Consider the following 25,540-nt stretch of genomic DNA (forward strand, 5'->3'; position numbering starts at 1 on the left):
GTGGCGCTCGGAGAGGCCGCGCGTCCTGGATCCGCGAGTCGTGATGAGACGCGCGTTGACGGCCGAACGCCTCTAAATTAGGTTAGCCTTACCTGACTTAAGGGGAGCTTCGTGCTGACCAGGGAAGAACTGCGCCGTTCGCTGACGGACCTGCTCGGAGAGCGGGTGGAGGCACACGACAATCTCATCGAGCTGGGCATGGACTCGATCCAGCTGATGGGACTGACCGGCCGCCTGCGCCGCCTTGGAGTCGAGGTCGGCTTCGCCGAACTCGCGCGGCGGCCCACGCTGGCCGAGTGGTGGGAACTGCTCGCCGAGCGCGGCGCCATCGCGCCGCACCCGCTTCCGTCCCCGAACTCCGCTTCCGAGTCTGTTTCCGGGTCCGCTCCCGGGACCAAGGCCGGTTCCGCTTCGGATTCCGGGATCGAGTCCGGCTACGGCTCCAGGTTCGGCTCCGGTGCCGCCCTCGACGGCGTTCCCGCCCCTGCCGCGGAACGGGAGGACGCGGAACCTGACGGGCCGTTCCCTCTCGCGCTCATGCAGCACGCCTACTGGATCGGCCGGGACTCCGGCCAGTCGCTCGGCTCCGTCGCCGCGCACCTCTACGTGGAACTCGACGGCCGCGAGATCGACCCCGCCCGGTTGGAGGCGGCCGTCGTGGCACTCGCCGAGCGGCATCCGATGCTGAGGGTCGCGATCTCCGACGAGGGAACCCAGCGCATCCTGCCGGAGCGGCCGGGCCCCGCCGTCACGGTGCACGACCTGCGCGCCGTGCCGGATCCCGCAGAAAAGCTGGAACGGCTGCGCGCCGAGATGTCCACCCAGCGGCTCCCCATCGAGACGGGCCGGGTCTTCGACGTGCGGCTGAGCCTGCTGCCTTCCGGCGCGACGCGGCTGCATCTGGACGTCGACATGGTCGCCGCCGACGCGATGAGCTACCGCACGCTGCTGGCCGACCTCGCGGCGCTGTACGAGGGCGAGAACCTGCCGCCGATCGGCTACGGCTACGCGCGCTACCTCGCCGCCGACCCGCGCGCCGAGGCACGCGACCGCGACCGGCGCTGGTGGGGTGAGCGGCTCGGCGAGATGTCCGGGCCACCCGAGCTGCCGGTCGTGCCGCAACCGGGCGACCGCGTCGTCCGCAAGCACCACTGGCTGCCTCCCGAGGACAGGCGGCGGCTCATCGCCCGCGCCCACCGCGAGGGCGTCACCCCCGCGATGGCGCTCGCCGCCGTCTTCGCCGAGGTGATGGGCGCCTGGTCGGCGACCCCGCGCTTCCTGCTGAACCTGCCGCTGTTCCACCGCGAGCCGATCCACCCCGACGTGGACGCCGTGGTCGGAGACTTCACCGGCTCCATCCTGCTTGAGGCCGACCTGTCGAGGGAACTGCCGTTCACCGAGCGCGCCCGCGAGGTTCAGACGCTGATGCACACGGCCGGTGAGCACAGCGACTACTCCGGCCTGGAGGTGCTGCGGGACCTGTCGAGGTCGCGGGGCGAGCAGGTGCTCGCGCCGATCGTCTACACCAGCGCGCTCAACCTCGGCGAGCTGTTCGGCGACCGGGCGCGGCGCAGCTTCGGAGAGCCGGGGTGGATCATCTCGCAGGGGCCGCAGGTGCTCCTGGACGCCCAGGTCACCGAGGTCTCCGGCGGACTGCTGCTGAACTGGGACGTACGCGACCCCGCCTTCCCCGAAGGCGTCGCCGACGCGATGTTCGCCGCCTACATGGGGGCGATCACCCGCCTGGGCGCGCCGGACGCCGACTGGAGTGAGCCGCTGCGCATCGGAGCCTCGCCGCACCAGGTGCGCCTGCGGCACGAGCTCAACGCCCAGCCGCCGCCGCCCGCGCGGACGCTGCACGAGGAGTTCTTCGCGCGGGCGCGCCGCACCCCCGGCCTCCCCGCGCTGCACTGGGGCGGCGATGGCACGGGCGGCACTCGTGGCGCCGACGACGTCGGTGGCGATGGCGGCACGCTCACGTACGGCGAGCTGGCCGACCGTGCCCTGCGCGTCGCCGCCCATCTCGTGGAGCGAGGGGTGCGGCCGGGTGACCGGGTCTCGGTCGAGCTGCCCAAGGGGCCGGACCAGGCCGTGGCGGTGCTCGGCGTGCTGGCGGCCGGGGCCGCGTACGTGCCCGTCGGAACGGGGCAGCCCGCCGTCCGGCGGGAGAGGATCCTCAGGACGGCCGGGGTCGTGGTCTCGCTCACCTCGGCCGTGACGCACCCCGCGCCGCTGGACGGGCCGGTGCCCGTCCCGCCCGACCAGGTCGGCTACGTGCTGTTCACCTCCGGCTCCACCGGGGAGCCCAAGGGCGTCGAGGTCTCGCACCGGGCCGCGATGAACACGATCGGCGATCTGGTCGAGCGGTTCTCGGTCGGCGAGGCGGACGTGTCGCTCGCCGTGTCGGCCCTCGACTTCGACCTGTCGGTGTTCGACCTGTTCGCTCTGTGGTCGGCCGGCGGCGCCGTGGCGATCCCGCTGGAGGACGACCGTCGCGACGCCACTCGCTGGGCCGATCTGGTCGAGCGGTGGTCGGTGACCGTGCTGAACTGCGTGCCGTCGGTGCTGGAGATGCTGCTGCGCACCGGCCCCGCGCCCAGCCTGCGGCTGGTGCTGCTCGGCGGCGACCGGGTCGGCACGCACCTGCCCGCGCTGCTGCGGGAACGCTCGCCGGGGGCACGGTTCGTCGCGCTCGGCGGTACGACGGAGACCGCCATCCACTCGACCGTGATCGAGGTCGACGGCGAGGTGCCCGCGGACTGGACATCGGTCCCGTACGGCGTCCCGTTGCGTGGGGTGGCCTGCCGGGTCGTCGACGAGGCCGGGCACGACCGCCCCGACTGGGCGCAGGGCGAGCTGTGGATCGGCGGCGCGGGGGTCGCGGACGGCTACAGCGGCGACGCCGAGCGCACCGCCGACCGGTTCGTCGTCCACGAGGGCATCCGCTGGTACCGGACCGGGGACATGGCCCGCTACCGGCCCGACGGCACGCTGGAGTTCCTGGGACGGCGCGACCACCAGGTGAAGGTGCGCGGGTTCCGGATCGAACTCGGCGAGGTCGAGACCGCGTTGGAGAGCCACCCCCGGGTGCGCCGCGCCGTCGCGTTCCTCGCCGACTCGCGCCTGGCCGCCGCGGTCGTGCTCGCCGGGGAGGCGGACCAGGAGGCGGAGCCGCGGAGGACGGGGCAGGAGAAGGCAAGGACGGAGGAGACGGGGCGGGAAGGGGCGGGCCTGGAGAAGACCGGGCAGGGAAAGGCGGGGCCCGAGGAGAGCGCGACACGGGAACTGCTCGCCCACGTGCGAAAACTGCTGCCCCCGCACATGGTTCCCGACCTCCTGGTGCCCCTGGCGGCGCTCCCGCTCACCGCGAACAACAAGGTGGACCGCAAAGCGCTCGCCGCCCTCGTCGCAGCGGCGGCAGGGGAGACGGGCACGCCCTACACGGCGCCGGGCACGGCGCTGGAGCGGGTGCTCGCCCGGGTCGTCGGCGAGGTGCTCGGCGTGCCGAGGGTCGGCGCGCACGACGACATCTTCGCGCTCGGCGGTGACTCGGTGCTGGCCACCACCGTCATCGCACGACTGCGCGAGGCACTCGACGCCTCCTCGCTCCCGCTGCGGGCGCTGTTCACCGAGCGGACCGTGTCGCGCGTCGCCCGCCGGTTCGTCGAGATGGAGGAGGTCCCCGGCAGGCTGGAGGCGGTCGCCGAGATCTGGCTCATGGTCGAGGACATGTCCGAGGACGAGCTCACCGAGCGCCTGGGCGTGAGGGAGTCCGGCTGACGGTCCGCGCCCCCAGGCGAGATATGACCGCCCGGGGGCGCGGTAACCGGTGCCGGTCGCCCGGGACCGCGCCTCCGGTGCGACCATCCCCTCCGCTCGCGAGCGGAGGGGATGGTCGTCGCGGTCAGCGGACGGGGGAAAGCCTCAGCACCGCCTTGTTCCGGGAGAGCGAGACCACCCGTACGCCGATGCCGTTGACCGACCCCGTCGAACGGAGGCCGAGCACCGCCTGCGAGGTGACACCGGGACCGGTGGCCCGCACCCGCACGAAATCCCGGCCGAAGGAGACGGACAGCCGGGTGACGCCGAATCGAGGGCTGACCCGGAACCGCACCGCCTTCGAGATGGTGAGCTTGCACCTTCCGTCGTAACACGCTCGGAGGTTCGGACCGGTGGCCCTCCCTCGCGCGACGGCGCCCGTCGCCGGGGCGGCGGCCGAAACCGGTGCGAGGGCGACCGTTGGCGTTTCCGCCGGGGTCAGGCCGGACTGCGCCGGTGCGGTGCCGCCGGTCAGGGCGACGAGCAGCAGGAGGGCGGCGGTCGTCTGAGCCATGTTCTTCCTCTCGTCGTTCCTGCGGTTTCCCCCAGAGGCCGGGCCGTGGTTCGTCGGGCGGGCGTCACCGGCGGTCCTGCGTCGGCACGGGACATGAGGGGTTTGCTGTCGCTTCTCACGATCTGGCAAGAGCGGTCGTTTTTCCAGTCGTTTCTTCGCGGTGCCTTTGCCTGGACGGTTCTCACCCCGGCCGGCGCGGCTCGGCGTCCCCGGACCGGGCCTTTCCCGGTTCGGTGTCCTGCGGGTCGGTCTTCAGGGTCGCGCCGCGCAGGCCGGTGAGCGTGAGGGCGAGGCCGAGGGCGAGGGCGGCGCTGGCCGCGCCGTACACGACGATCGCGGTGCCGGGTGCGAGGTAGCGGCCGAGGACGCCCGCGCCGAGCGCGCCGACGGCCTCGCCGCCGGTCTCCTGGGCGGCCCACAGGGCGTTCACCCGTCCGAGGTAACCGTCGGGGGTGTGCGCCTGGATGAGGCCGTAGCGGAGGATCTCCTCGACGGACGCGACGAGGCCGTACCCGAAGAGGATCGCGACGGCGAACGCCGGGTGGGTCGCGAGCCCGAGGCAGGCGAGCAGCGCGAAGCCGCAGACCGAGGCGACGAGCAGCGCCTTGCCCGGCGCACGTGACCGTCCGGCCCAGCCACTGGTGACCGAGCCGAGCACCGCGCCGCAGGCGGGCGCGGCGTAGAGCAGGCCGATCGTGGCCGGGCCGCCGCCCAGCCGCAGGGTGGCGAACGCGGGCATGAGCACCGGGATACCGCCCGCCACCATGAACAGCAGGCCGAGCAGCATGAGCGAGCCGACCACGCGGTGCGAGGCCACGAACCGCAGCCCCGAGCCGATCGCTCTGAGCGGGTTCTCCGTGACCTCGACGGCCGGTCTGAGCGCGGGCAACCTCGTCAGCAGGCCGAGGGTGGCGAGCGTTCCCACGGCCGCTGCCGCGTAGTTCCACCCGACGCCGAACGCCGACACGGTCAGGCCGCCGAGCGCGGGGGAGAGCATCGAACCGAGCCGTACGGTCAGCGCGTTGAGCGCGCCCGCCGCGACCAGCTTGTCGGGAGGAACGAGGGCGGGGGTCGCGGCGAGCAGCGCGGTCACGCTGACGCCGGTCGCGAGCCCGTCCCAGGCGGCGAGCACGTAGATCGCCGCGAGCGAGGGGGAGGGCAGGAAGGCGTTCAGCATCAGCAGCGCGAAGCCGATACCGGCGGCGGTGCGCGCGAGGAGCATCAACCGGCGCCGGTCGTGCCGGTCGGCGAGCACGCCGCCCCACAGGAATCCCGCGAGCAGCGCGAAGCCCTCGGCCGAGGAGACCGCGCCGACGTGCACGGTCGATCCGGTCATCGCGTAGACCTGCACGGGTACCCCGACCATCAGCATGCCGATCCCGAAGACCGACACGGTGCGCGCCACGAACACGTCGCGGAAGGCTCTGCTGGTCCGGAGCGGGCTGATGTCCATGGCCAGACGGCGCAGCATCTTCGGGGTTCTCCTCACCGAACACAGTGGATAAGGTGAGGCTAACCTTAGTTGACCTTAGGGAAAGAGGACAGACCAGTGCAGCGGGTCCTTATGAACGGAAAAATCCACCGTGCCACCGTGACCCAGGCGGATTTGCACTACGTGGGTTCCCTGACGATCGACGCCGACCTGATGGCCGCCGCCGACATCGTCGAAGGTGAGCAGGTCCATGTCGTCGACATCGACAACGGCGCCCGCCTGGTCACCTACGCGATCACCGGCGAGGCGGGCAGCGGGGTGATCGGCGTCAACGGCGCGGCGGCCCACCTGGTCCACCCCGGACACCTGGTCATCATCATCTCGTACGGGAACTTCGACGACGCGGAGGTGCGGGCGCACCGGCCCAAGGTCGTGCACGTGGACGGAGCCAACCGCGTCGTCGCGCTCGGCGGCGACCCGGCCGAGCCGGTCGCTGGCGCGGTGGCCCAGATCGCGGGGAGGTGACCCGTGGAGGGATTCACCCCCTGGCCACAGGAGGTCGCGGCGCGCTACCTGGCGGAGGGCTACTGGAGCGACCGGCCGCTCGGTGACGTGCTGAACGGGGGCGACCCCGAGCGGACCGCGCTCGTGGCCGGGGACGAGCGGCTCACCTACGCCGAGCTGGACCGCCGGGCCGAGCGCACCGCCGCGGGTTTCGCGCGACTGGGCATCCGGCGCGGTGACCGCGTCGTGGTGCAGTTGCCCAACACCACCTCCTTCGTCGTCGTCTTTCTCGCCCTCGTCCGGATTGGCGCCGCCCCGGTGCTCGCCCTGCCCGCGCACCGCAGCAGCGAGATCGGTTACCTGTGCGAGCTGAGCGAGGCGAGGGCGTATGTCATCCCGGACGCGCACGGCGGATTCGACTACCGTGACCTGGCCCGCTCGCTGGCCGTGGAGCACGTCGTGGTGGACGGGGATGCCCAGGAGTTCCTCGCCTTCGCCGACCTCGACACCGACCTCGACCGTGGCTCCGCCCTTGACTCCGACCGAGCTCCCGGTCGCGACACCGCCCCCGATCACGGCCTCGTCTCCGGACCCGTGTCGTACGAGCGGCCGGATCCGGCCGACGTGGGGGTGTTCCTGCTCTCCGGCGGCACCACGGGACTTCCGAAGCTGATCCCGCGCACCCACCGCGACTACGTCTACAACCTGGAGGCGAGCGCCGAGGTCTGCGGCTTCACCCGCGAGACCGTCTACCTCGTGGTGCTCCCGGTCGCGCACAACTTCGCGCTCGCCTGCCCCGGGGTGCTGGGGGTGTTCGCCAAGGGCGGCACCGTCGTCCTCGCTCCCTCCGGGTCACCCGACGAGGCGTTCCCCCTCATCGAGCGGGAGCGGGTGACGGTGTGCGCGGTGGTGCCGCCCATCGCGCTGCTCTGGCTTGAGGCGGCATCCTGGTCGCGGGAGGACCTGTCGTCGCTCCGGCTGCTGCAGGTGGGCGGGGCCAAGTTCGCCGCCGAGCGGGCCGAGCGGGTTCCCGACGTGCTGGGTTGCGCGGTGCAGCAGGTGTTCGGAATGGCCGAGGGGTTGCTCAACTACACCCGGCTGGACGATCCCCGCGAACTGGTCGACACCACGCAGGGCAGGCCGCTGTCCCCGGCCGACGAGATCCTCGTGGTCGACTCCGACGGTGCGGAGGTCGCCCCCGGCGAGGTCGGGGAGCTGCTCACCCGCGGTCCGTACACCCTGCGCGGCTACTACCGCGCACCGGAGCACAACGCACGCTCCTTCACCGCCGACGGCTTCTACCGGACCGGAGACCTGGTGCGGGTGCTCCCCTCGGGACACCTCGTCGTGGAGGGCCGCGACAAGGACCAGATCAACCGGGGCGGTGACAAGATCTCGGCGGAGGAGCTGGAGAACCACCTGCTCGCCCATCCGGCGGTGCACGACGTCGCGGTGGTCGGCATCCCGGACCCGGTGATGGGGGAGCGGACCTGCGCCTTCCTGATCGTGCGGGACCAGGCGCCGACCCTCAGGGAGATCAAGCGGTTCCTCAGGGAGCGCGGTGTGGCCGGATACAAGTGGCCCGACCGCGTCGAGCCGGTCGAGGCGTTCCCCCGCACTCCGGTCGGCAAGATCAGCAAGAAGGAGCTCGCCGCGAGCCTGCGCTGAGCTCCTCCGCTTCTCAGGTGCGCGGGACCACGTACGGGGCGATGCTGGAGAGCTTCTCGCAGGTCTCCTCGTACTCCCGTTCCGGCGTCGAACCGGACACGATGCCGGCGCCGGCCCGCAGCCAGGCCCGGCCGTTCTCGCTGTAGACGGCGCGCAGCACCAAGGCGGCGTCCATCGCCCCGTCGTGTGAGACAGCGAGGACGGCTCCGGCGTAGAGCCCTCGGGGCTCCTCAAGTCTGGCGATCGCGTCGACGGCCGCCGGCTTGGGGATGCCGGAGGCGGTCACGCCGGGAAACAGCGCGTCGAGCGCGTCCCAGCCGGTGCGGCCGGGCGCCAGCTCACCGCTGACACTTGATCCCAGGTGCTGCACGCTGCCGCGTTCCTTCACCGCCATGAAGCCGGTGACCCGGACCGTGCCGGGCACGCACACCCGGTACAGCTCGTCCTGCGACGCGCGTACGGATACCGCGTGCTCGAAGATCTCCTTGGGGTCGTTCTCCAGCTCGCGGCGGGTCCGCGAGTCCACGTTCTCACCTTGGCCGAAGGCGCGCGTGCCGGCGAGTGGCTGGGTCGTCACCGTGCCGTGCCCGTCGACGCTCGCCAGCACCTCGGGACTGAACCCGGCGGCCTGGAAGCCTTCCAGGTCGAGGAGGAACGAGCGGGCCGGGGTGTTGGCGGCACGGCCGCACGCGTACGTCGCGACGACGTCGACGGGGAACGGGATCGGCAGCCGCCGGGAGACGATGACCTTCTCGTAGAGCCCGGCGTCGATCTCGGAGATCGCCTGGGCGACCCGCGACCTGTAGAGGTCGCCGCCGGTGCGTACGTCGACCGGCGACGGCGACGACGGCGATCCGGGGACGACCTGGCCGGACAGCAGCTCGGCGACCCGCTCGGCCTCCTCGGCGTCCGTGCTCACCACCAGCGCGCGCCCCGCCTCGACGCGCACCTCGGTGCGCGGCACGACCAGGTGGGCGAGCCTGCCCGCCGGGGCGAGCGCGGCGAACTCGAACGCGATCCAGCCGTAGGCGTTCCACACCGGCCACGGGGCGGTCCGCAGCGCCGCCTCCAGCGCCGCGGCCGGTCGGCCCGACCACGGCTCGTCGAACCGGTCCACCGGATCGAGCGGGTCCAGTGCGTGCAACGGGTCCAGCGGGTCCAGGGGGTCCGGCGCGTGCCCGGGGCCGGCGGAGGCCGGGGAGGGGGCGTCCAGCCAGCGGCTGCGGACGACTCCGGGTTCGAGGATCACCTCACCCGCCACCCCGCCCGCGAAGGTCCACAGGCCCGGCCGCTCGTACACGACGTAGTCGTCGAACAGCCCGGACCGGGCCAGGTGGGTGACCAGGCGCAACGGGTCGGCCGCGCTCTCGACGACTATCTCCGTGCGCGTCTGATCCGTGCGGACACCAGAGGACAAGGAACCCACCCCTTTATGAAACCGGACAACTTCCAGCAATTTAGGTAAGGCTAACCTTGTGTGGATTTAAGAGGCAAGGCTAACCTAAGTCGCGATGCGGGACAGAGTGCCCGACCCCCGGCCACTAAGGACGTTGAGCGTGCGGGAACAGCGGCAGGACGTCGCGCAGCGGCGCGAACTGATGCGGCGGATGATGACCGAGGCGGGGCTCGGACCCGGCAGGGACCGGATCACCCCACGCGCCGGTGACGGCCCCGCCCCGCTGTCGTACGCGCAGCAGAGCATGTGGCTGCACCACCGGACGTTCCCCTCCAGCCCCGCCTACAACGTCTGCCTGCTGGTACGCATGTCGGGCGAGCTCGACCCCGAGGCGCTCCGCGAGGCGCTGCGCGCGCTCCTGCGCAGGCACGCCGTGCTGCGCACCGTCTACGACGAGAACGACGACGGTACGCCGATGCAGTGCGTCCTCGCCGACGACTCCCTCGACCTGCCGGTGCGTGACCACGTGGAGGACGACGCCGAGGCGTACGCCGAGCGGCTCGCGGCGCTCCCCTTCGACCTGCGCGCAGAGCGGCCGATCCGGCTCGAACTGCTCAGGCTCGGCATCGACGATTACGCCCTGGTCCTGGTCGTGCACCACATCGCCTGGGACGGCATGACCTGGGGTTCGCTCTCACGGGACCTGTCGGCCCTGTACCGCGCGGCCGTCTCCGGTGAGCCGGACGGCCTGCCCACGCTCACCGTCCACTATCCCGACTACGCCGACTGGGAGCAGAACCGCCCGCACCCGGCCGAGGAGATGGACTACTGGCGGCGGCGCCTCGACCCGCCGCCCGCGCCCCTGGACCTGCCCGCCGACCGCCCGCGCGGCGCGACCGCCTCCGAGCGCGGCGGACGCAGGGCCCGCCGCTTCGACGACACCGTCACCGACGGCATGCGGAAACTGGCCGCCGGGGAGAACCTCACCCCGTACATGGTGATGCTCGCCGCCCACGCCGTGCTCCTGCACCGCTACACCGGCGCGACCGACATCGCGATCGGTTCGGCGGTTATGAACCGCGAGCACACCGAGATCGAGCGGCTGGCCGGGAACTTCGGCAACACCCTCGTGCTGCGCACCGACCTGTCCGGCGCGCCCACCTTCCGCGAGGTCCTGCGCCGGGTCCGCGACACCTGCACCGAGGGGTTCGCGCACCGGACACTGCCCTACGACACGATCGTGCGGGAGCTGCGGCCCGCCCGCAGGCGCGGCGGCTCGCCGTTCTTCGACACCATGCTGCTCTTTCTCGCCCAGGAGATCGGTGACCTGGACCTACCGGGCGTCACCACGAGCTGGACGCACATCCACAACGGCACCACCCACTTCGACCTGTCGCTGGAGGCATTCGTCAGGCCCCAGGGGATGACCGTCGAGGCCACCTTCCGTCGCGAGCTGTTCGACGACGAGCGCATCGACGCGCTCCTCGGCCATCTGGAGACGCTGCTCGGCGACGCGGTGAGCCGCCCGGACCGGCGGATCGCCGACCTGAAGCTGCTCGGTGCGGCCGAGGCGGCCCTGCTGGAGGAGTGGAACGACACCGCGCGGCCCGTCGAGGACACGACGGTGACCTCCCTGTTCGAGGAGCAGGCCGCCCGCACTCCCGGCGCGGTCGCCGTCGAGGGCACTGGCGATGGCACTGGCGGGGCCACGCTCACCTACGCCGAGCTGGACCTGCGGGCCTCGGCCCTCGCCCGGGTGCTGCGCGAGCGCGGCGCGGGACCCGGCCGGGTCGTCGCCCTGGCCCTGCCCCGCACCCCCGACCTGGTGGTCGCGCTGCTCGCCGTGCTGAAGTCCGGCGCCGCCTACCTGCCGCTGGACCTGGAGCACCCGGCCGACCGGATCGCCTACATGATCCGGGACGCCGCCCCGCTCTGCGCGATCGCGACCCCGGAGACGGCCGCCCTCATCCCACGGGGAACCGAGACGCTGACACCCCAGACGCTGACAACCGAGACTCTGACGCCGGGCGGCGCGCTCGGCCCCGCCCATGTCCCCCCGGTGCTCGCCGCCCCCCGCGCCGAGGCGCCGACACCGGACGACACGTTCCCCGACGCGCCCCCCGGAACATCCTCCGAGCCGACCGCAGGCCAGGAGCCGTATCCGGTCCGAGGCGGCGACCTGGCGTACGTCATCTACACCTCGGGTTCGACCGGCCGGCCCAAGGGCGTGGCCGTCCCGCACACCGCGCTCACCGCGTTCCTGCTCACCATGAGGGAGCGTCTCGCCCTGGACGCCGCCGACCGGCTGGTCGCGGTGACCACGATCGCGTTCGACATCGCCGCGCTGGAGCTGTACGTGCCGCTGATCAGCGGCGCGACCGTCGTGCTCGCCGGTCGCGAGAGCGTGCGTGACCCGGCGGCGCTGGGCGCGCTGCTCACCGGGGCGACGATCGTCCAGGGCACCCCGTCACTGCTGGGCTCGCTGGACCCGGCCGCGCTGCGCGGGCTGCGGGTGCTCGTCGGCGGTGAGGCCCTTCCGGCGGCGCTCGCCGGCACCCTCCGCGCGGTGGCGGCGTCGGCCGTCAACGTGTACGGGCCGACCGAGGCGACGATCTGGGCGACCTCCGCCGAGCTGCCGTCCTCGGGGATCGGCAGGCCGTTCCCCAACACCCGCGCCTACGTCCTGGACGCCGCGCTGCGCCCCGCCCCGATCGGTGTCCCCGGCGAGCTCTACCTCGCCGGGACGCAGCTGGCGCGCGGCTACGCGGGCAGGCCGGACCTCACCGCGGAACGCTTCCTCGCCGACCCCTTCGGCCCGCCGGGCGAGCGCATGTACCGCACCGGCGACCTGGCACGCCGGTGCCGCGACGGATCGCTGGAATACCTGGGACGCACCGACGACCAGGTGAAGATCCGCGGGTTCCGCATCGAGCCCGCCGAGGTGCAGGCCGTGCTCGCCGCCCACCCCGGCGTCGTCCAGGCCGCCGTCGTGGTCCGCGAGGACGCGCCCGGCGAGAAGCGGCTCGTCGCGTACGTGGTGCCGGACGGAGACCTCGATGACCTCGAGGAGGCGGACCTTCGGGCGACGGCGGCCGAGGCGCTGCCCGAGTACATGCTTCCCTCGGCGATCGTCCGGCTTGAGGCACTGCCTCGTACCGTCAACGGCAAGCTCGACCGGGCCGCGCTGCCCGCGCCCGAGGCGCGGGTGTCGAGCCGAGGTCCGCGCGACGACCGAGAGGCGGCGCTGTGCGCGGTCTTCGCCGAGACCCTCGGCCTGCGCACCGTGGGCATCGACGACGACTTCTTCGCCCTGGGCGGCCACTCCCTGCTGGCCACCCGCCTCGCCGGGCGGGTGCGCGCCGCGCTCGACGCCGAGCTCACCATCGCCGACGTCTTCGAGGCGCCCACGGTCGCCACGCTCGCGCCCAGGCTGGTACGGGGGACCCGGCCGAGGGTCCGCGACGTGAGCAGGCCCGAGATCGTGCCCGCCTCTCCCGCCCAGCGCGGCTTCTGGTTCGAGGAACGCCTGCGCGGCCCCTCGGCCGCCGACGCGCTGCCGCTGGGCCTGCGCCTGTACGGGCCGGTTGACGTCGACGCGCTGCGCGCCGCGTTCGCCGACGTCGTCACCCGGCACGAGGCGCTGCGCACCCTGCTGGAGGAGGGCCCCGACGGGCTGCCGGTCCAGCGCGTCCTCGACACCTTCGAGGTCGCCTTCGACGTGGTGGACGCGCGCGGCCGGCCGGAGGAACGGGTGCGCGCGGCCGAGACGAGGGCCGCCTCGCACGTCTTCGACCTCGGGACCGACCTGCCCATCCGGGCCACCCTGCTGCGGGTCCGTGCCGAGGAGTCCGTGCTGGTGATACTCCAGCACCACGCCGCCGCCGACGAGTGGTCGTTCACCCCGCTGCTCGCCGACCTGTCACGCGCCTACGCCGCCCGCAGGACGGGCACCGCGCCCGACTGGGCGCCGCTGCCCGTGCGGTACGCCGACTACGCCGTCTGGCGGAACGAGTCCCCGGCTCCCGCGGACCGGCTCGACTTCTGGGAACGGACACTGCGCGGGCTGCCCGAGGAGAGCACGCCACCTGCCGACCGGCCCCGCCCCGCCGAGGCGAGCCACCGGGGCGGGCTGGTACCGTTCCGGCTGCCTTCGGCCGGGGCGCGACGGCTCGCCCTGGAGACCGGCACCAGCGTCTTCATGGTCCTGCACGCCGCCGTCGCCGCGCTCCTGCACCGGGCCGGAGCGGGCGACGACGTGGCGCTCGGCTCGCCCGTCGCGGGCCGTACCGACGCGGACCTCGCGGACCTGGTCGGCGTGTTCGTCAACCTCGTCGTGCTGCGCACCGACCTGACCGGCGACCCCACCTTCACCGAACTCCTGGAGCGGGTCCGCCGCACCGACCTGGCCGCGTTCTCCAACGCGGACGTGCCGTTCGAGCAGGTGGTGGAGCGGCTCGCCCCCGAACGCTCGCTCGCCCGCAGCCCGCTGTTCCAGGTGATGATCGTCCATCAGCGGCTGGAGGACGTCCGGCTGCGGCTGCCCGGCGTGCGCGCGGAACCGTTCCTTCCCGAGACCGGCGGCGTCAAGTTCGACCTGGACGTCTACTTCGCCGAGGGCGAGGAACTGATCGAGGGGTTCGTCGCCTACGCCACGGACCTCTTCGACGCCGAGACCGTCACCGGCATGATCGCCGACCTCGGCGAACTGCTCGACCGAGTCACCGAGGATCCGGCGCGGCGCCTGTCGTCGCTCCGCGCCCCGCTCGGGCCACTCGCGGGACCCGGCCCCGTGGACGAGTTCGCCCCGCTCACCGTCGCCCAGCGGATCGAGGCGCAGGTGGCGCGCACCCCGCACGCCACCGCCGTCGTCTGCGGTGACGTCCGCAGTGATGTCTGTGGCGACGGCGGGATCACGCTCAGCTACGCCGAGCTCGACGAGCGCGCCGAGGCCCTCGCCGACCGGCTCGCCGCGGCGGGGGCGGGTCCCGAGGAGATCGTCGCGATCGCGCTGCCCCGCTCGGCCGAGTTCGTCGTCGCCCTGCTCGCCGTGCTCAAGACCGGCGCGGCCTACCTGCCGATCGACACGACCTACCCACGCTCCAGGATCGACCTGATGCTCGACACCGCCGGGCCCCTGCTCGTCCTCGGCGCAGACGAGCCACCATCGGACGCCCCGCCTCGCGCGAGGACTCCGATCCTCCCCGACCACCCCGCGTACGTGATCTTCACCTCGGGGTCCACCGGGACCCCGAAGGCCGTCGTCGGCACCCAGCGGGCCCTGGCCAACCGGCTCGCCTGGGGTGCGGACCTCGCCACCGTCGGCGTGCGGGTCGCCAAGAGCTCACCGGCCTTCATCGACGGCAGCACCGAGCTGCTCGGCGGCCTCGTCGCCGGCGACACCGTCGTCGTCGCGGACGACGACACCGCCACCGACGCGGTCGCCCTCGCCGAGCTGATCCATCGCCACGGTGTGAACCTGGTGACGGTCGTGCCGAGCCTGCTGGCCGCGCTCATGGAGAACGAGGAGAGGGAGAAGACGGGGGAGGCCGCACGCGACGAACGGCCCGGAGAAAACGGTGAGCCCGGGGAGAGCGCGCGCAACGGGGAAGTCGGAGAAGCCGAGGAGCCTCGGGAGTATCGGGAGCCCGGGAAGAGCGCGCCGAGCGGGAGGCTCGGCTCGGTGACCACCTGGGTGAGCAGCGGCGAGGCGCTGCCCGCCACCCTGGCCCGGCGGGTCCCCGCCCGGCTGGTCAACCTGTACGGCTGCTCGGAGGCGGCCGGGGACAGCCTGATCGCCGAGGGCGGCGGCGGACTGGTCCCGATCGCCAACACCGTGGCGTACGTCCTGGACGCCGGGCTCCGCGAGGTCGCGGTCGGTGAGCTCTACCTCGCCGGGGACGGCCTGGCGCGCGGGTATCTCAAGGACCCGGCCCGCACCGCCGAGCGGTTCGTGGCCAGCCCCTTCGGCCCGCCGGGATCGCGGCTCTACCGCACCGGCGACCGGGTGCGCCGCCGCCGCGACGGCGGCCTGGACTTCCTGGGCCGGGCCGACGACCAGGTCAAGATCCGAGGCTTCCGCGTCGAACCGGGAGAGGTCGAGGCGGTGCTCGCCGCACAGCCCGGCGTGCGCCAGGCGGCCGTGGCGGCCCGCTCGGGGCCGCGCCTCGTCGGCTACGTCGTGGGTGACCCCGGTTCCGAACCCGACCTCGACGCGCTGCGGCTCCGGCTCGAAGAGATCCTGCCGGATCACCTCGTCCCCGCCGTGCTCGTCGGCCTCGACCGGCTGCCGCGCACTCCCAACGGCAAGCTCGACCGCCGCGCGCTGCCCGAGCCCGCCGTCCGCGAGGGCAGGGCGCCGCGAACCGGCACCGAGCGCGCCGTCGCCCGGCTCGTCGCCGAGACCCTCGGGCGGGACGGCGTCAACGCCGACGACGACTTCTTCCGCACCGGTGGCGACAGCATCAGCGCGGCCCTGCTGGTGGGACGTGCCCGCCGGGCCGGGTTCCCCTTCGCCGTCCGTGACGTCTTCCGGCTGCGTACCGTCGAGGCCCTGGCCAAGGTCGCGGACCTTTCCCGACCGCCCGCCGAGGTCGTGGCGGACGGTCCGGTGCGGGCGCGGGCCGAGCTGCCGCTCTCGCCTTTGCAGGAAGGACTGCTCTTCCACCTGATGCTGGCCGGTGGGGACCGCGACATCTACGTCCAGCAGGCCGTGGTGACCCTGGCGGGGCCGGTCGATCCCGACCGGCTGGCCGGAGCCGCGCGCGAGGTGCTGCTGAAGTTCCCCAACCTGCGGGCCGGATTCCGCACCGACGGCGGCCGCAGCGTGCAGTTCGTCCCCGAACGCTTCGAGGTCGACTGGACCTACGCCGAGACCGGTGACCAGCGGGCGCTGGAGGAGTTCGTCGAGGCCCAGCGCGCCCGGCCGTTCGTCCCCGGCGAGCCGCCGCTGATCCGCTTCGCGCTGGCCAGGGTGGGCGAGGACGACTTCCGGCTGGTGCTCACCTCCGAGCTGATCCTGCTGGACGGCTGGTCGGGCGGCCTGCTCGTCACCTCGCTGCTGGAGTTCTACACCGACGCCGGCGCCGAGCGCGCCCGGCCCGTGACCCCCTTCCACGCCTACCTCGACTGGGTGAACGGGCAGGACCGGCAGGCCACGATCAAGACGTGGGGCCGTGCCCTCGAAGGGCTCGACGAGCCGACCCTGCTGCGGCCGGACCTGATCGACCGGCCCGCCGACCTCACCACCGCGGGGGAGATCCACCGTGCGCTTCCCGACGGCCTCGCCGCCCGGCTCGACGCCCGCGCCCGCGAGTCCGGCCTCACCCTCGGCACCCTGTACGAGAGCGCCTGGGGGCTGCTCCTGACCGCGCTCACCGGCCGCGACGACGTGGTCTTCGGCGTCTCGGTGTCCGGCCGCCACCCCGACGTCGACGGCGTCGAGTCCGTCGTCGGCCTGCTGTTCAACACCGTCCCGGTCCGGATGCGCGCCTCGGCGGCCGATCCGCTGCGCACCGTCCTGGAACGGGTGCAGACGTTCACCTCGGAGCTGTTCGACCATTCCTACGTCGCGCTCGCCGACGTGCAGCGGGTGGCGGGCCTCGGGACCCTCTTCGACACCCTCTTCGTGTTCCAGAACTTCCCCGGCATGCCCACCGGACGCGGCTTCGGCCCCGGCGGCGACGTGCGGGTGACCGGCCGTCAGGTGCGCGACGCGACCCACTACCCGCTCACCATGGTCGTCGAGCCCGGCGCCGGCCTGCGGGTCATGTATCGGGGCGACGCCTTCACCGAGACCGAGGCGAGGCGTCTCACCGACCGGTACGTACGCCTCCTGGAGACCGTCGCCGCCGAACCCGACACCCCCTGCCACCGGCTCGACCCGCTCCTGCCCGACGAGCACGACCGGCTGCGCCGCGACTGGGCCGAGGCCGAACGGTCCGTCCCCGACCTCACCATCGCCGAACTCCTCGCCGAGCAGGCCACGCGCACCCCGGACGAGCTCGCCCTGGTCTCCCAGCCGGACACGCGACTCACCTACGCCGAGCTGGACGCCGCCGCCAACCGCCTCGCCCGGCTGCTGAAGGCGCACGGCGCGGGCCCGGAACGGGTGGTCGCCCTCGCCCTGCCCCGCTCCGCCGAGATGGTCGTCGCGCTGTTCGCGGTGCTCAAGACGGGCGCCGCCTACCTTCCCCTGGAGCTGGACTACCCGGCCGAGCGGCTCGACTTCATGCTGGCCGACGCCGCCCCGGTCTGCCTGGTCTCGCACCGCGACATCGCCGCCGGGCTGGCGAACCCCGGCGCCTCGATCCCGCTCGACGACCCCGCCGTACGGGAGACGCTGGCGGGCCTGCCCGGCACCGGGCTGACGGACGAGGAACTGCCCGGCTTCGGCAGGGACGCGCCGGGACGGCTGGAGCACCCGGCATATGTGATCTACACCTCGGGGTCGACCGGACGTCCCAAGGGGGTGGTCACCCCCTACCGAGGTCTGACCAACATGCAGTTCAACCACCGGGCCAACATCTTCGACCCGGTGGTGGCCTCGGCCGGACGGCGGCTGCGGATCGCGCACACCGTGTCGTTCTCCTTCGACATGTCGTGGGAGGAACTCCTCTGGCTCATCGAGGGCCACGAGGTGCACGTCTGCGACGAGGAGCTGCGGCGCGACGCCGAGGCGCTCACCGAATACCTGCGGCGTCACCGCGTCGACGTCGTCAACGTGACGCCGACCTACGCCCAGCAGCTCCTGGAGGAGGGGCTGCTGGACGGCGAGCACCGCCCGCCGCTCGTGCTGCTGGGCGGCGAGGCCGTCCCGGCCGCCGTGTGGGACCGGCTCGCGGAGGCCGAGGGGGTGCTGGGCTACAACCTCTACGGCCCGACCGAGTACACCATCAACACGCTGGGCGGCGGGACCGAGGACAGCGCCACCCCCACGGTCGGCAGGCCGATCTGGAACACCCGGGGCTACGTGCTCGACGGCTGGCTGCGCCCGGTACCGCCCGGCACGCCGGGAGAGCTCTACATCTCCGGGGCGGGTCTGGCCAGGGGCTACCTCGACCGGCCGGGCCTGACCGCCGAGCGGTTCGTCGCCGACCCGTTCGGCGGCGGCCGGATGTATCGCACCGGAGACCTCGTACGGGTGCGCCGGGACGGCAACATCGACTTCCTCGGCCGTACCGACGAGCAGGTGAAGATCCGCGGTTACCGGGTCGAGCTGGAGGAGGTCGAGACCGCGCTCGCCGCCGAGCCGGGTGTGGGGCAGGCCGCCGTTGTCGCTGTCGGTACCGAGGTGCCCGGCGTGAAGCGCCTCATCGGCTACGTGGTGCCCGACGGAGCCGCGCGGCCCGACGCCGAGCGCGAGCACCTGGCCGAGTGGCGGCAGATCTACGACGCCGAGTACACCGAGATCGGCACCGCCGTCCACACCGAGGACTTCGCGGGCTGGGACAGCAGCTACGACGGGTCACCGATCCCGCTGGAGCACATGCGCGAGTGGCGTGACACCACCGTGGCCCGTGTCGAGGCCCTCGGCCCTCGGCGGGTGCTGGAGATCGGCGTCGGCACCGGCCTGCTGCTGTCGCGGCTCGCCCCCGGCTGCGACGAGTACTGGGGCACCGACTTCGCGGCGCCCGTCATCGCCAAGCTCCGGGCCGACCTCGGCCCCGGCTCGCCGGTACGCCTGAGCTGCCAGGCCGCGCACGACACCACCGGCCTGCCCGCGGGCCACTTCGACACGATCGTCGTCAACTCCGTGGTCCAGTACTTCCCGAGCGCCGGATACCTCGCCGACGTGATCGCCGCCGCGATGGACCTGCTCGCCCCCGGTGGCGCGTTGTTCGTGGGCGACGTGCGTGACCTGCGGTCGGTGCGCTGCCTGCACGCGGCGATCCGGCTCGGCCGGGGCGACGACGACGGTTCCGGTGTCGGTACGGCGGCGATCGACCGGGCCGTGCGGATGGAGAAGGAGCTCCTGCTCGACCCCGCGTTCTTCACCGCCCTCGGCCTGGCCACGCGGGTGGAGATCCGCACCAAGCGGGGCGTCCACCACAACGAGCTCAGCAGGCACCGCTACGACGTGACCCTCTGGAAGTCACCCGCCGCGAACCCCACCGCGAACCTTGCCGTGAACCCCGCCGCGAACCTCGCCGCGCGGACCGGCGCACCGCTCGACCTACAGACCGACCCGCGGACCGGTGCGCGTCCGGTCGCGTCGCCCGCGGGGACCACGGTCGTGGACTGGGCGGGGATGGAGGACCTGACGGCCCGCCTCGCCGCTCGCTCCGGGCCGCTGCGGGTGCGTGCCATCCCCGACCCCAGGCTTTCGGCCGAACTCGCCGCGCTGCGCGCGCTGGAGGGCGGCGCCCCGCACCGGGAGGCGCGCGAGCTGCTCCAGGACCCCCCGAGAGGGATCGAGCCCGAACTGATGTACGCGCTCGATGCCGGTGTGGTGACCACCCCGTCGGACGAGATCGGCCACTACGACGCCGTCTTCGGCGGAGGGGCCGCCTTTCTCCCCGCGGACCCGGAGCGCGGGCCCGCGTCCTACGCGAACAACCCGGCGGCGGCCCGCGACCACGGGGCGCTCGCCGCGCGAGTGCGCGAAGGACTCAGGAGGCGGCTGCCCGGCTACATGGTGCCGAGCGCGGTCGTCACGCTGGACGCGCTGCCGCTCACCGTCAACGGCAAGCTGGACCGGCGGGCGCTGCCCGCCCCCGACCGGCAGGGGCCGCGCGGGTCGGGGCGCGCGGCCAGGACCGCCGTGGAACACCTGCTGTGCACCCTGTTCGGTGAGGTGCTCGACGTCCCCGGCGTCGGCGTGGACGACGACTTCTTCGACCTGGGCGGGCACTCGCTGCTGGCGACCCGGCTCGTCGGCAGGGTCCGCGCGGTGCTGCGCACCGAGCTCGCGATCCGTGACCTGTTCGAGGCGCCGAACGTCGCCGAGCTGACCACCCGGCTGCACGACAGGGCCGGTGTCACGCTCAGGCCCCCGCTGGTGCCGGGAAAACGGCCGGAGCGCGTCCCGCTGTCGTACGCGCAGCGCAGGCTCTGGCTGCTCGACCAGATCCTGCGCGAGGACGACGGGCCGCGCGAGGCGTACCACCTGCCGCTGGCCGTGCACCTGAGCGGCGAGCTGGACGTGGACGCGCTGCGGGCCGCGATCGGCGACGTGACGGCGCGGCACGAGAGCCTGCGTACCGTCTTCGCCGAGCACGAGGGGGTGCCCTACCAGCGGATCCTGCCGCCCGAGGCCGCGCGTCCCGTCTTGGAGATCACCACCTGCTCGCCCGAGGAGGTGATCGCGCGGCCGTTCGACCTCGCCACCGAGATCCCGTTGCGAGTCGCGCTCATTCCCGCGAGGTCCGCGAGGTCCGCGAGGTCCGCCGAGGCCGTGGAGGCTGTGGAGGCCGCGAGGTCCGCCGAGTTCACGGAAACCGAAGAGCTCACGAGGGCCGAGGTGTTCGGGGGAACCGCGGAATCGGACGGGGAGGAGGAGCACCTACTGCTCGCCGTCTTCCATCACATCGCGTTCGACGAGTGGTCGTTCGGGCCGTTCGCCAGGGATGTGGCGCGCGCCTACGCCGCGAGGCTGGAGGGAAGGGCGCCGGACGAGGGGCCGGACGGCACGCCGGGGTGGAAGCCGCCCGCCGTGCAGTACGCCGACTACACGCTCTGGCAGCGTGAGCTGCTCGGTGACCCCGCCGACCCGGGCAGCCCGCACGCCCGCCAGCTCGCCTACTGGACCGGGGCCCTGGCGGGCATGCCGGAGGAGATCCCGCTGCCGGTGGACCGGCCCAGGCCCGCCACCGTCGGCCAGCGCGGCGGGTCCACGACCAGGCGGCTGCCGCCTCCGCTGGTCGGGCGGCTCCGCGAGCTGGCGCGCGATGCCCAGGTGAGCATGTTCATGGTCTGCCAGAGCGCGGTCGCCGCGCTGTTGCACCGCACGGGAGCGGGGGAGGACATCCCGCTGGGCAGCCCGGTCGCGGGTCGTACCGACGAGGCGGCCGGTGATTTGGTCGGCTTCTTCGTCAACACGCTCGTACTGCGCGCCGACACCTCGGGGGACCCCTCCTTCGCCGAACTGCTCGCCCGGGTCCGTGACACCGACCTGGCCGGGCTCGCCAACCAGGACCTGCCGTTCGAGGTGCTCGTCGAGGCCCTGCGGCCACCTCGGGTCCCCGGCCGCAACCCGCTGTTCCAGGTGATGGTCGGCTATGAGAACCAGTCGATGGGCGACGTGCGCTTTCCCGGGCTGCGGCAGCGGGAGGCGCTCTTCAGCCCGCCCGCGGCGAAGTTCGATCTCGACTTCATCTTCCGGGAGAGGGGGGAGGGGCTCCATCTGGTCGTCGACTACTCGGCCGACCTGTTCGACCGGGCCACGATCGACACGATGATCGAGGCGCTCGTCGGCGTGCTGGAGACCGTCGCGGCCGACCCCGGGACGCGTCTGAGCGACCTGCCCGTGACGCTCACGGCCCGTACGGTCACCGGCCACGGACACGGCGGCGCCGACGGTGGCGGTGGCGCGACTCGGCGCGACGACGACCGCGAGGCGATGCTGTGCAGGGCGTTCGCCGAGGTCCTGGAGGTGGACGCGGTCGGCCCGCACGACAACTTCTTCGACCTGGGCGGGCACTCGCTGCTCGTCATGGGGTTGGTGCGCCGCATCCGGCGGGAGCCGGGATGCGGCGGAGTGAAGGTCGCGACGCTCATGACGGCCCAGACCGTCGCGGAACTCCTGAATCACCTGGAATGAGGCGCTTCCCCCAATCGCCAAAGCTTGTTAACTTAGGCGAGGCTAACCTAACTCTTAGTGCCCTCTCGGGCCTCGGAAGGACACCCATACCCATGCGCGACACGATGCGCCGCCTGGCCGCGACCGGAACGCTGCTGCTCGGCCTCGGCCTGGTGGGCGCGTGCGCCGGTGAGAGCGGCGGAGCCGGACAGCCCGCCGCGAACGCCCCCGCGGCCCAGGCCGCCCCCGGATTCCCGGTCACCATCACGCACAAACTCGGAACCACCACGATCGAATCCGCCCCCCAGCGCATCGTCGCCCTCGGCGAGGCCGACCAGGACACCCTGCTCGCCCTGGGCGTGCAGCCCGTCGCCATGGCGGAGCTCACCGGTATCCAGGACGACGGGCTCACCCCCTGGAGCGCCCCGAAGCTCTCCGGCACCGCGCCGACGCTGCTGAAGGCCGGGGAGGCGGGCTTCTCGCTGGAGCAGATCGCCGCGCTCGAACCCGACCTGATCCTCGCGGGCGGCGACTACTACATCGACAAGGAGTACGCCAACCTCTCCCAGCTCGCGCCGACCACCGCCTACGAGACCGGTCCCGCGGAGGACTCCTGGCAGACGGTGGCCCGCCAGGTCGCCAAGGCGGTCGGCAGGACGGACGAGGGGGAGAGGCTCGTCGCCGACGTCGAGGCGAAGATCGCCTCGGTGAAGACCGCCCACCCCGAGCTGGCCGGTAAGAAGTTCGCGCTGACCAGCGTCTTCCCTTCGGGGAACATCGGCGTGATGAAGTCCGACACCGACATCAGCGTCAAGCTGCTGGGCCAGTTCGGGCTCGCGCTGCCCGAAGAGATCAAGGCGCTTCCCGGGGAGGGCTTCGCGGCCGAGCTGAGCATGGAGAAGGTGAAGGTCCTCGACGTCGACCTGCTGCTCAGCCACTACAACGACGACGCCGCCACGCAGCGGAAGATCGAGGCCGGCAAGCTGTTCGCCGGCCTCGACGTGGTCAGGCGCGGCTCGTACGTGCCGCTGGACCTCAAGGCGTTCTGGCCGCTGCGCACACCGACGCCGCTCGCGGTCCCCTACGTGATCGACCAGGTCGTGCCCCAGCTCGCCAAGGCGGCCAAGGCCGCGGACGCCGCCTGAAACACCCCCGTTCCACACCGCCCCCGCCGCCGTCCCGGCCGCGGGGGACCACCCCTTCAGCACGTGAGAGGCGAACATGTCGAGCCCGGTCTATGACGTCGTGGGCATCGGTTTCGGCCCTTCCAACCTCGCGCTCGCGGTGGCCCTGGAGGAGGAGTACGGCTCCGGCGTGAACGCGGTCTTCTTCGAGAGGCAGCCGAGGTTCGGCTGGCACCGCGACATGCTCATCGAGGGCGCCACGATGCAGGTCCACTTCCTCAAGGACCTGGTCACCCTGCGCAACCCCGCCAGCCCCTACTCCTTCCTATCCTATCTCCAGGAGAAGGGGAGACTGGTCGACTTCATCAACCACAAGACCATGTTCCCCACCCGGCTGGAGTTCCATGACTACCTGGAGTGGACCGCGGCCTCCTTCGCCGGCCTGGTGCGCTACGACTCCGAGGTCGTCGCGGTGCGTCCGCACGACGACGACACCCTTGAGGTCGTCGTGCAACACGGCGACGAGCTGCACACCTGCCTGGCCCGCAACCTCGTGATCGCGGTCGGACTCGACCCCGTACTCCCCGAAGGGGTACGGCAGGGCGAGCGGATCTGGCACACCGAGGAACTGCTGACCCGGCTCGAAACCCTCGGCGGGCGCGAGCCCACACGGTTCGTCGTGGTCGGTGCCGGGCAGAGCGCGGCCGAGGCCGTCGAGCACCTGCACCGGACCTACCCGTCGGCGGAGGTCTGCGCGGTCTTCACCCGGTACGGCTACTCGCCGGCCGACGACAGCCCCTTCGCCAACCGCATCTTCGACCCGCAGGCCGTCGACCACTTCTTCACCGCGCCCGAGGAGGTGAAGCACATGCTGCTCGCCTACTCCCGCAACACCAACTACTCGGTGGTGGACCTCGATCTCATCGACGAGCTCTACCGGCGCTCCTACGCCGAGAAGGTCGCCGGGGTCCAGCGGCTGCGCATGCTGAACGCCTCCCGCCTGCTCGGTGTGCACGACGACGGCGACACCGCCCGCGTCCGGGTGTGCTTCCTGCCCACGGGCGAGGTGAGCGCGATCGAGGCCGACGCGGTCGTCTGCGCCACCGGCTACCGCGAGCGCGACCCGCGAGACCTGCTCGGCGAGGCGGGCGAGCACTGCCTCACGGGGGAGAAGGGCGAACTGAGAGTGGAGCGCGACTACCGGGTCGCCACCGCTCCCGGGTGGACCTGGGGTGTCTACCTCCAGGGGGCGACCGAGGGCACCCACGGGATCGCCTCCTCGCTGCTGTCCATGACCGCCGTCCGCACCGGGGAGATCGTGCGCTCCATCGCCCGGCGCTCGGCGCAGGTCCCCCAGGGAGCCGAGTCGTGACCGCCCGTATGTGGCCTGCGGTCTCAGGGGCGTCCCGACACGAGGGTGAGCGGCTACGTGACTCTGTGTATTTATTTGACTACCTTTGGTGGCGTTGTGTTCCATAGGTAACCGGGGAGAGTCATGAATACCTTGATCCGCAGTGCCGGTATCGGCCTGGCAGGGGCGGTTCTGGCCGGCACCGGCCTGTTCGGCCTGCTTCCCATGACCGCCGCCCACGCCGGGTCGCCCGCCGTGTCGCCCCAGGTCACACCGGCGGCGGCGGTCTGCTCGGACACGGGTGACGATCGCTGGATCTGCTTTCTACGCTACTGCGACAGCTATTACTGCTATTACGACTGCTATCCGACCCTGACCGCGCGCAACATGGGGGAGAAGCCTTCCGAGACCGTCCGTGTTCCCAAGCCCGAGGGGAAACCTCCCACACAGATCACCAGGCCCTGACCGGGTGAGCCGCGCGGCGGCGGACCGTGGACCGGATCCGCGTGGCCGTGCCGTCCACACCGCGAGGGCTCGCGGTGTGGACGGAGGCTCCGCCTTGGCTCAGGGGTGCAGGGCGAGCCCCTTGAGCACCTTGTCGACCCCGTTGCGCGGCCCGTGCACCGCGAGCCCGACCAGGCGAAGCCTGTCGGAGGGCACAGCGCGCACCGCGGCCCGGTTGTCCTCGTCGTGGTCGGTCTTGAACAGTTCCTCCGTGTACAGGGCCACCTCCAGCCCGCGTGCCAGCGCGCGGGCGTGCGCCGCGGCGAGGCCGGGTTCGTCCGCGGCGTAGACCAGGACGGGCTGTCGGAACATCGCCAGATAACGGTTGCCTGACCCGTCGGCGTACGGTTCGCCCATCACCTCGGGCCCGCCGCCCGCCACACCGCTGGCCAGGAACGCGGTGACGTTGAGCTTCTGCCAGACGGCGAGGTCCGCACGCACCACAATGCCGATCTTCGTGTCGAAACGCATGCCAGGCAGCATCGCCGCAAC

Annotated in this window: 11 protein-coding genes; 7 read left to right on the top strand and 4 right to left on the bottom strand. The window is 72.6% G+C overall.

Features of this window, described 5'->3' with window-relative positions; translation table 11 throughout:
• Positions 1-111 precede the first annotated feature (111 nt).
• Positions 112-3,780, top strand: a complete 3,669-nt coding sequence (locus tag AB0B96_RS22535) for an amino acid adenylation domain-containing protein (protein WP_362901439.1) — start codon at positions 112-114, stop codon at positions 3,778-3,780.
• 124 nt (positions 3,781-3,904) lie between these two features.
• Here AB0B96_RS22535 and AB0B96_RS22540 read toward each other — a convergent pair whose 3' ends face one another.
• Positions 3,905-4,333: a hypothetical protein gene (locus AB0B96_RS22540; RefSeq protein WP_362901441.1), complete on the bottom strand. Its 429-nt coding sequence runs from the start codon at positions 4,331-4,333 to the stop codon at positions 3,905-3,907.
• A gap of 181 nt (positions 4,334-4,514) precedes the next feature.
• Complete coding sequence (gene entS, locus AB0B96_RS22545) at positions 4,515-5,822, bottom strand: enterobactin transporter EntS (RefSeq protein WP_362901443.1); 1,308 nt, start codon at positions 5,820-5,822, stop codon at positions 4,515-4,517.
• A 60-nt stretch (positions 5,823-5,882) separates the two neighbouring features.
• Between entS and panD the strand changes: the two genes are divergently transcribed.
• Positions 5,883-6,290 (top strand): aspartate 1-decarboxylase, encoded by a 408-nt coding sequence (gene panD, locus AB0B96_RS22550; protein ID WP_362901445.1) that lies wholly within the window; start codon positions 5,883-5,885, stop codon positions 6,288-6,290.
• Between the two features lie 3 nt (positions 6,291-6,293).
• Positions 6,294-7,937 (top strand): AMP-binding protein, encoded by a 1,644-nt coding sequence (locus AB0B96_RS22555; protein WP_362901447.1) that lies wholly within the window; start codon positions 6,294-6,296, stop codon positions 7,935-7,937.
• 13 nt (positions 7,938-7,950) lie between these two features.
• Here AB0B96_RS22555 and AB0B96_RS22560 read toward each other — a convergent pair whose 3' ends face one another.
• Positions 7,951-9,354: a salicylate synthase gene (locus tag AB0B96_RS22560; RefSeq protein ID WP_362901449.1), complete on the bottom strand. Its 1,404-nt coding sequence runs from the start codon at positions 9,352-9,354 to the stop codon at positions 7,951-7,953.
• Positions 9,355-9,448: 94 nt separating this feature from the next.
• Here AB0B96_RS22560 and AB0B96_RS22565 point away from each other — a divergent pair, with 94 nt between their 5' ends.
• The 4 genes from AB0B96_RS22565 to AB0B96_RS22580 all read left to right on the top strand — a co-directional run bounded on the left by AB0B96_RS22565 (position 9,449) and on the right by AB0B96_RS22580 (position 25,009).
• Entirely contained in the window at positions 9,449-22,090 is a 12,642-nt protein-coding gene (locus AB0B96_RS22565) for an amino acid adenylation domain-containing protein (protein WP_362901451.1), read from the top strand.
• 92 nt (positions 22,091-22,182) lie between these two features.
• The gene (locus tag AB0B96_RS22570; protein ID WP_362901453.1) at positions 22,183-23,214 is read left to right on the top strand and encodes an iron-siderophore ABC transporter substrate-binding protein; all 1,032 of its coding nucleotides are present in this window, start codon (positions 22,183-22,185) and stop codon (positions 23,212-23,214) included.
• Between the two features lie 76 nt (positions 23,215-23,290).
• Positions 23,291-24,565 carry a SidA/IucD/PvdA family monooxygenase gene (locus tag AB0B96_RS22575; RefSeq protein ID WP_362901455.1) on the top strand — a complete coding sequence of 425 codons (1,275 nt, stop codon included), beginning with the start codon at positions 23,291-23,293 and terminating at the stop codon, positions 24,563-24,565.
• A 123-nt stretch (positions 24,566-24,688) separates the two neighbouring features.
• The gene (locus AB0B96_RS22580) at positions 24,689-25,009 is read left to right on the top strand and encodes a hypothetical protein (RefSeq protein ID WP_362901457.1); all 321 of its coding nucleotides are present in this window, start codon (positions 24,689-24,691) and stop codon (positions 25,007-25,009) included.
• A 99-nt stretch (positions 25,010-25,108) separates the two neighbouring features.
• On the opposite strand, the gene AB0B96_RS22585 is transcribed toward AB0B96_RS22580, so the two are convergent.
• Positions 25,109-25,519 carry a DUF2000 domain-containing protein gene (locus AB0B96_RS22585; RefSeq protein WP_362901459.1) on the bottom strand — a complete coding sequence of 137 codons (411 nt, stop codon included), beginning with the start codon at positions 25,517-25,519 and terminating at the stop codon, positions 25,109-25,111.
• Between the last annotated feature and the right edge of the window lie 21 nt (positions 25,520-25,540).

This window comes from Streptosporangium sp. NPDC049046 (assembly GCF_040649155.1).
In the GTDB taxonomy this organism is placed as follows: Bacteria; Actinomycetota; Actinomycetes; order Streptosporangiales; family Streptosporangiaceae; genus Streptosporangium.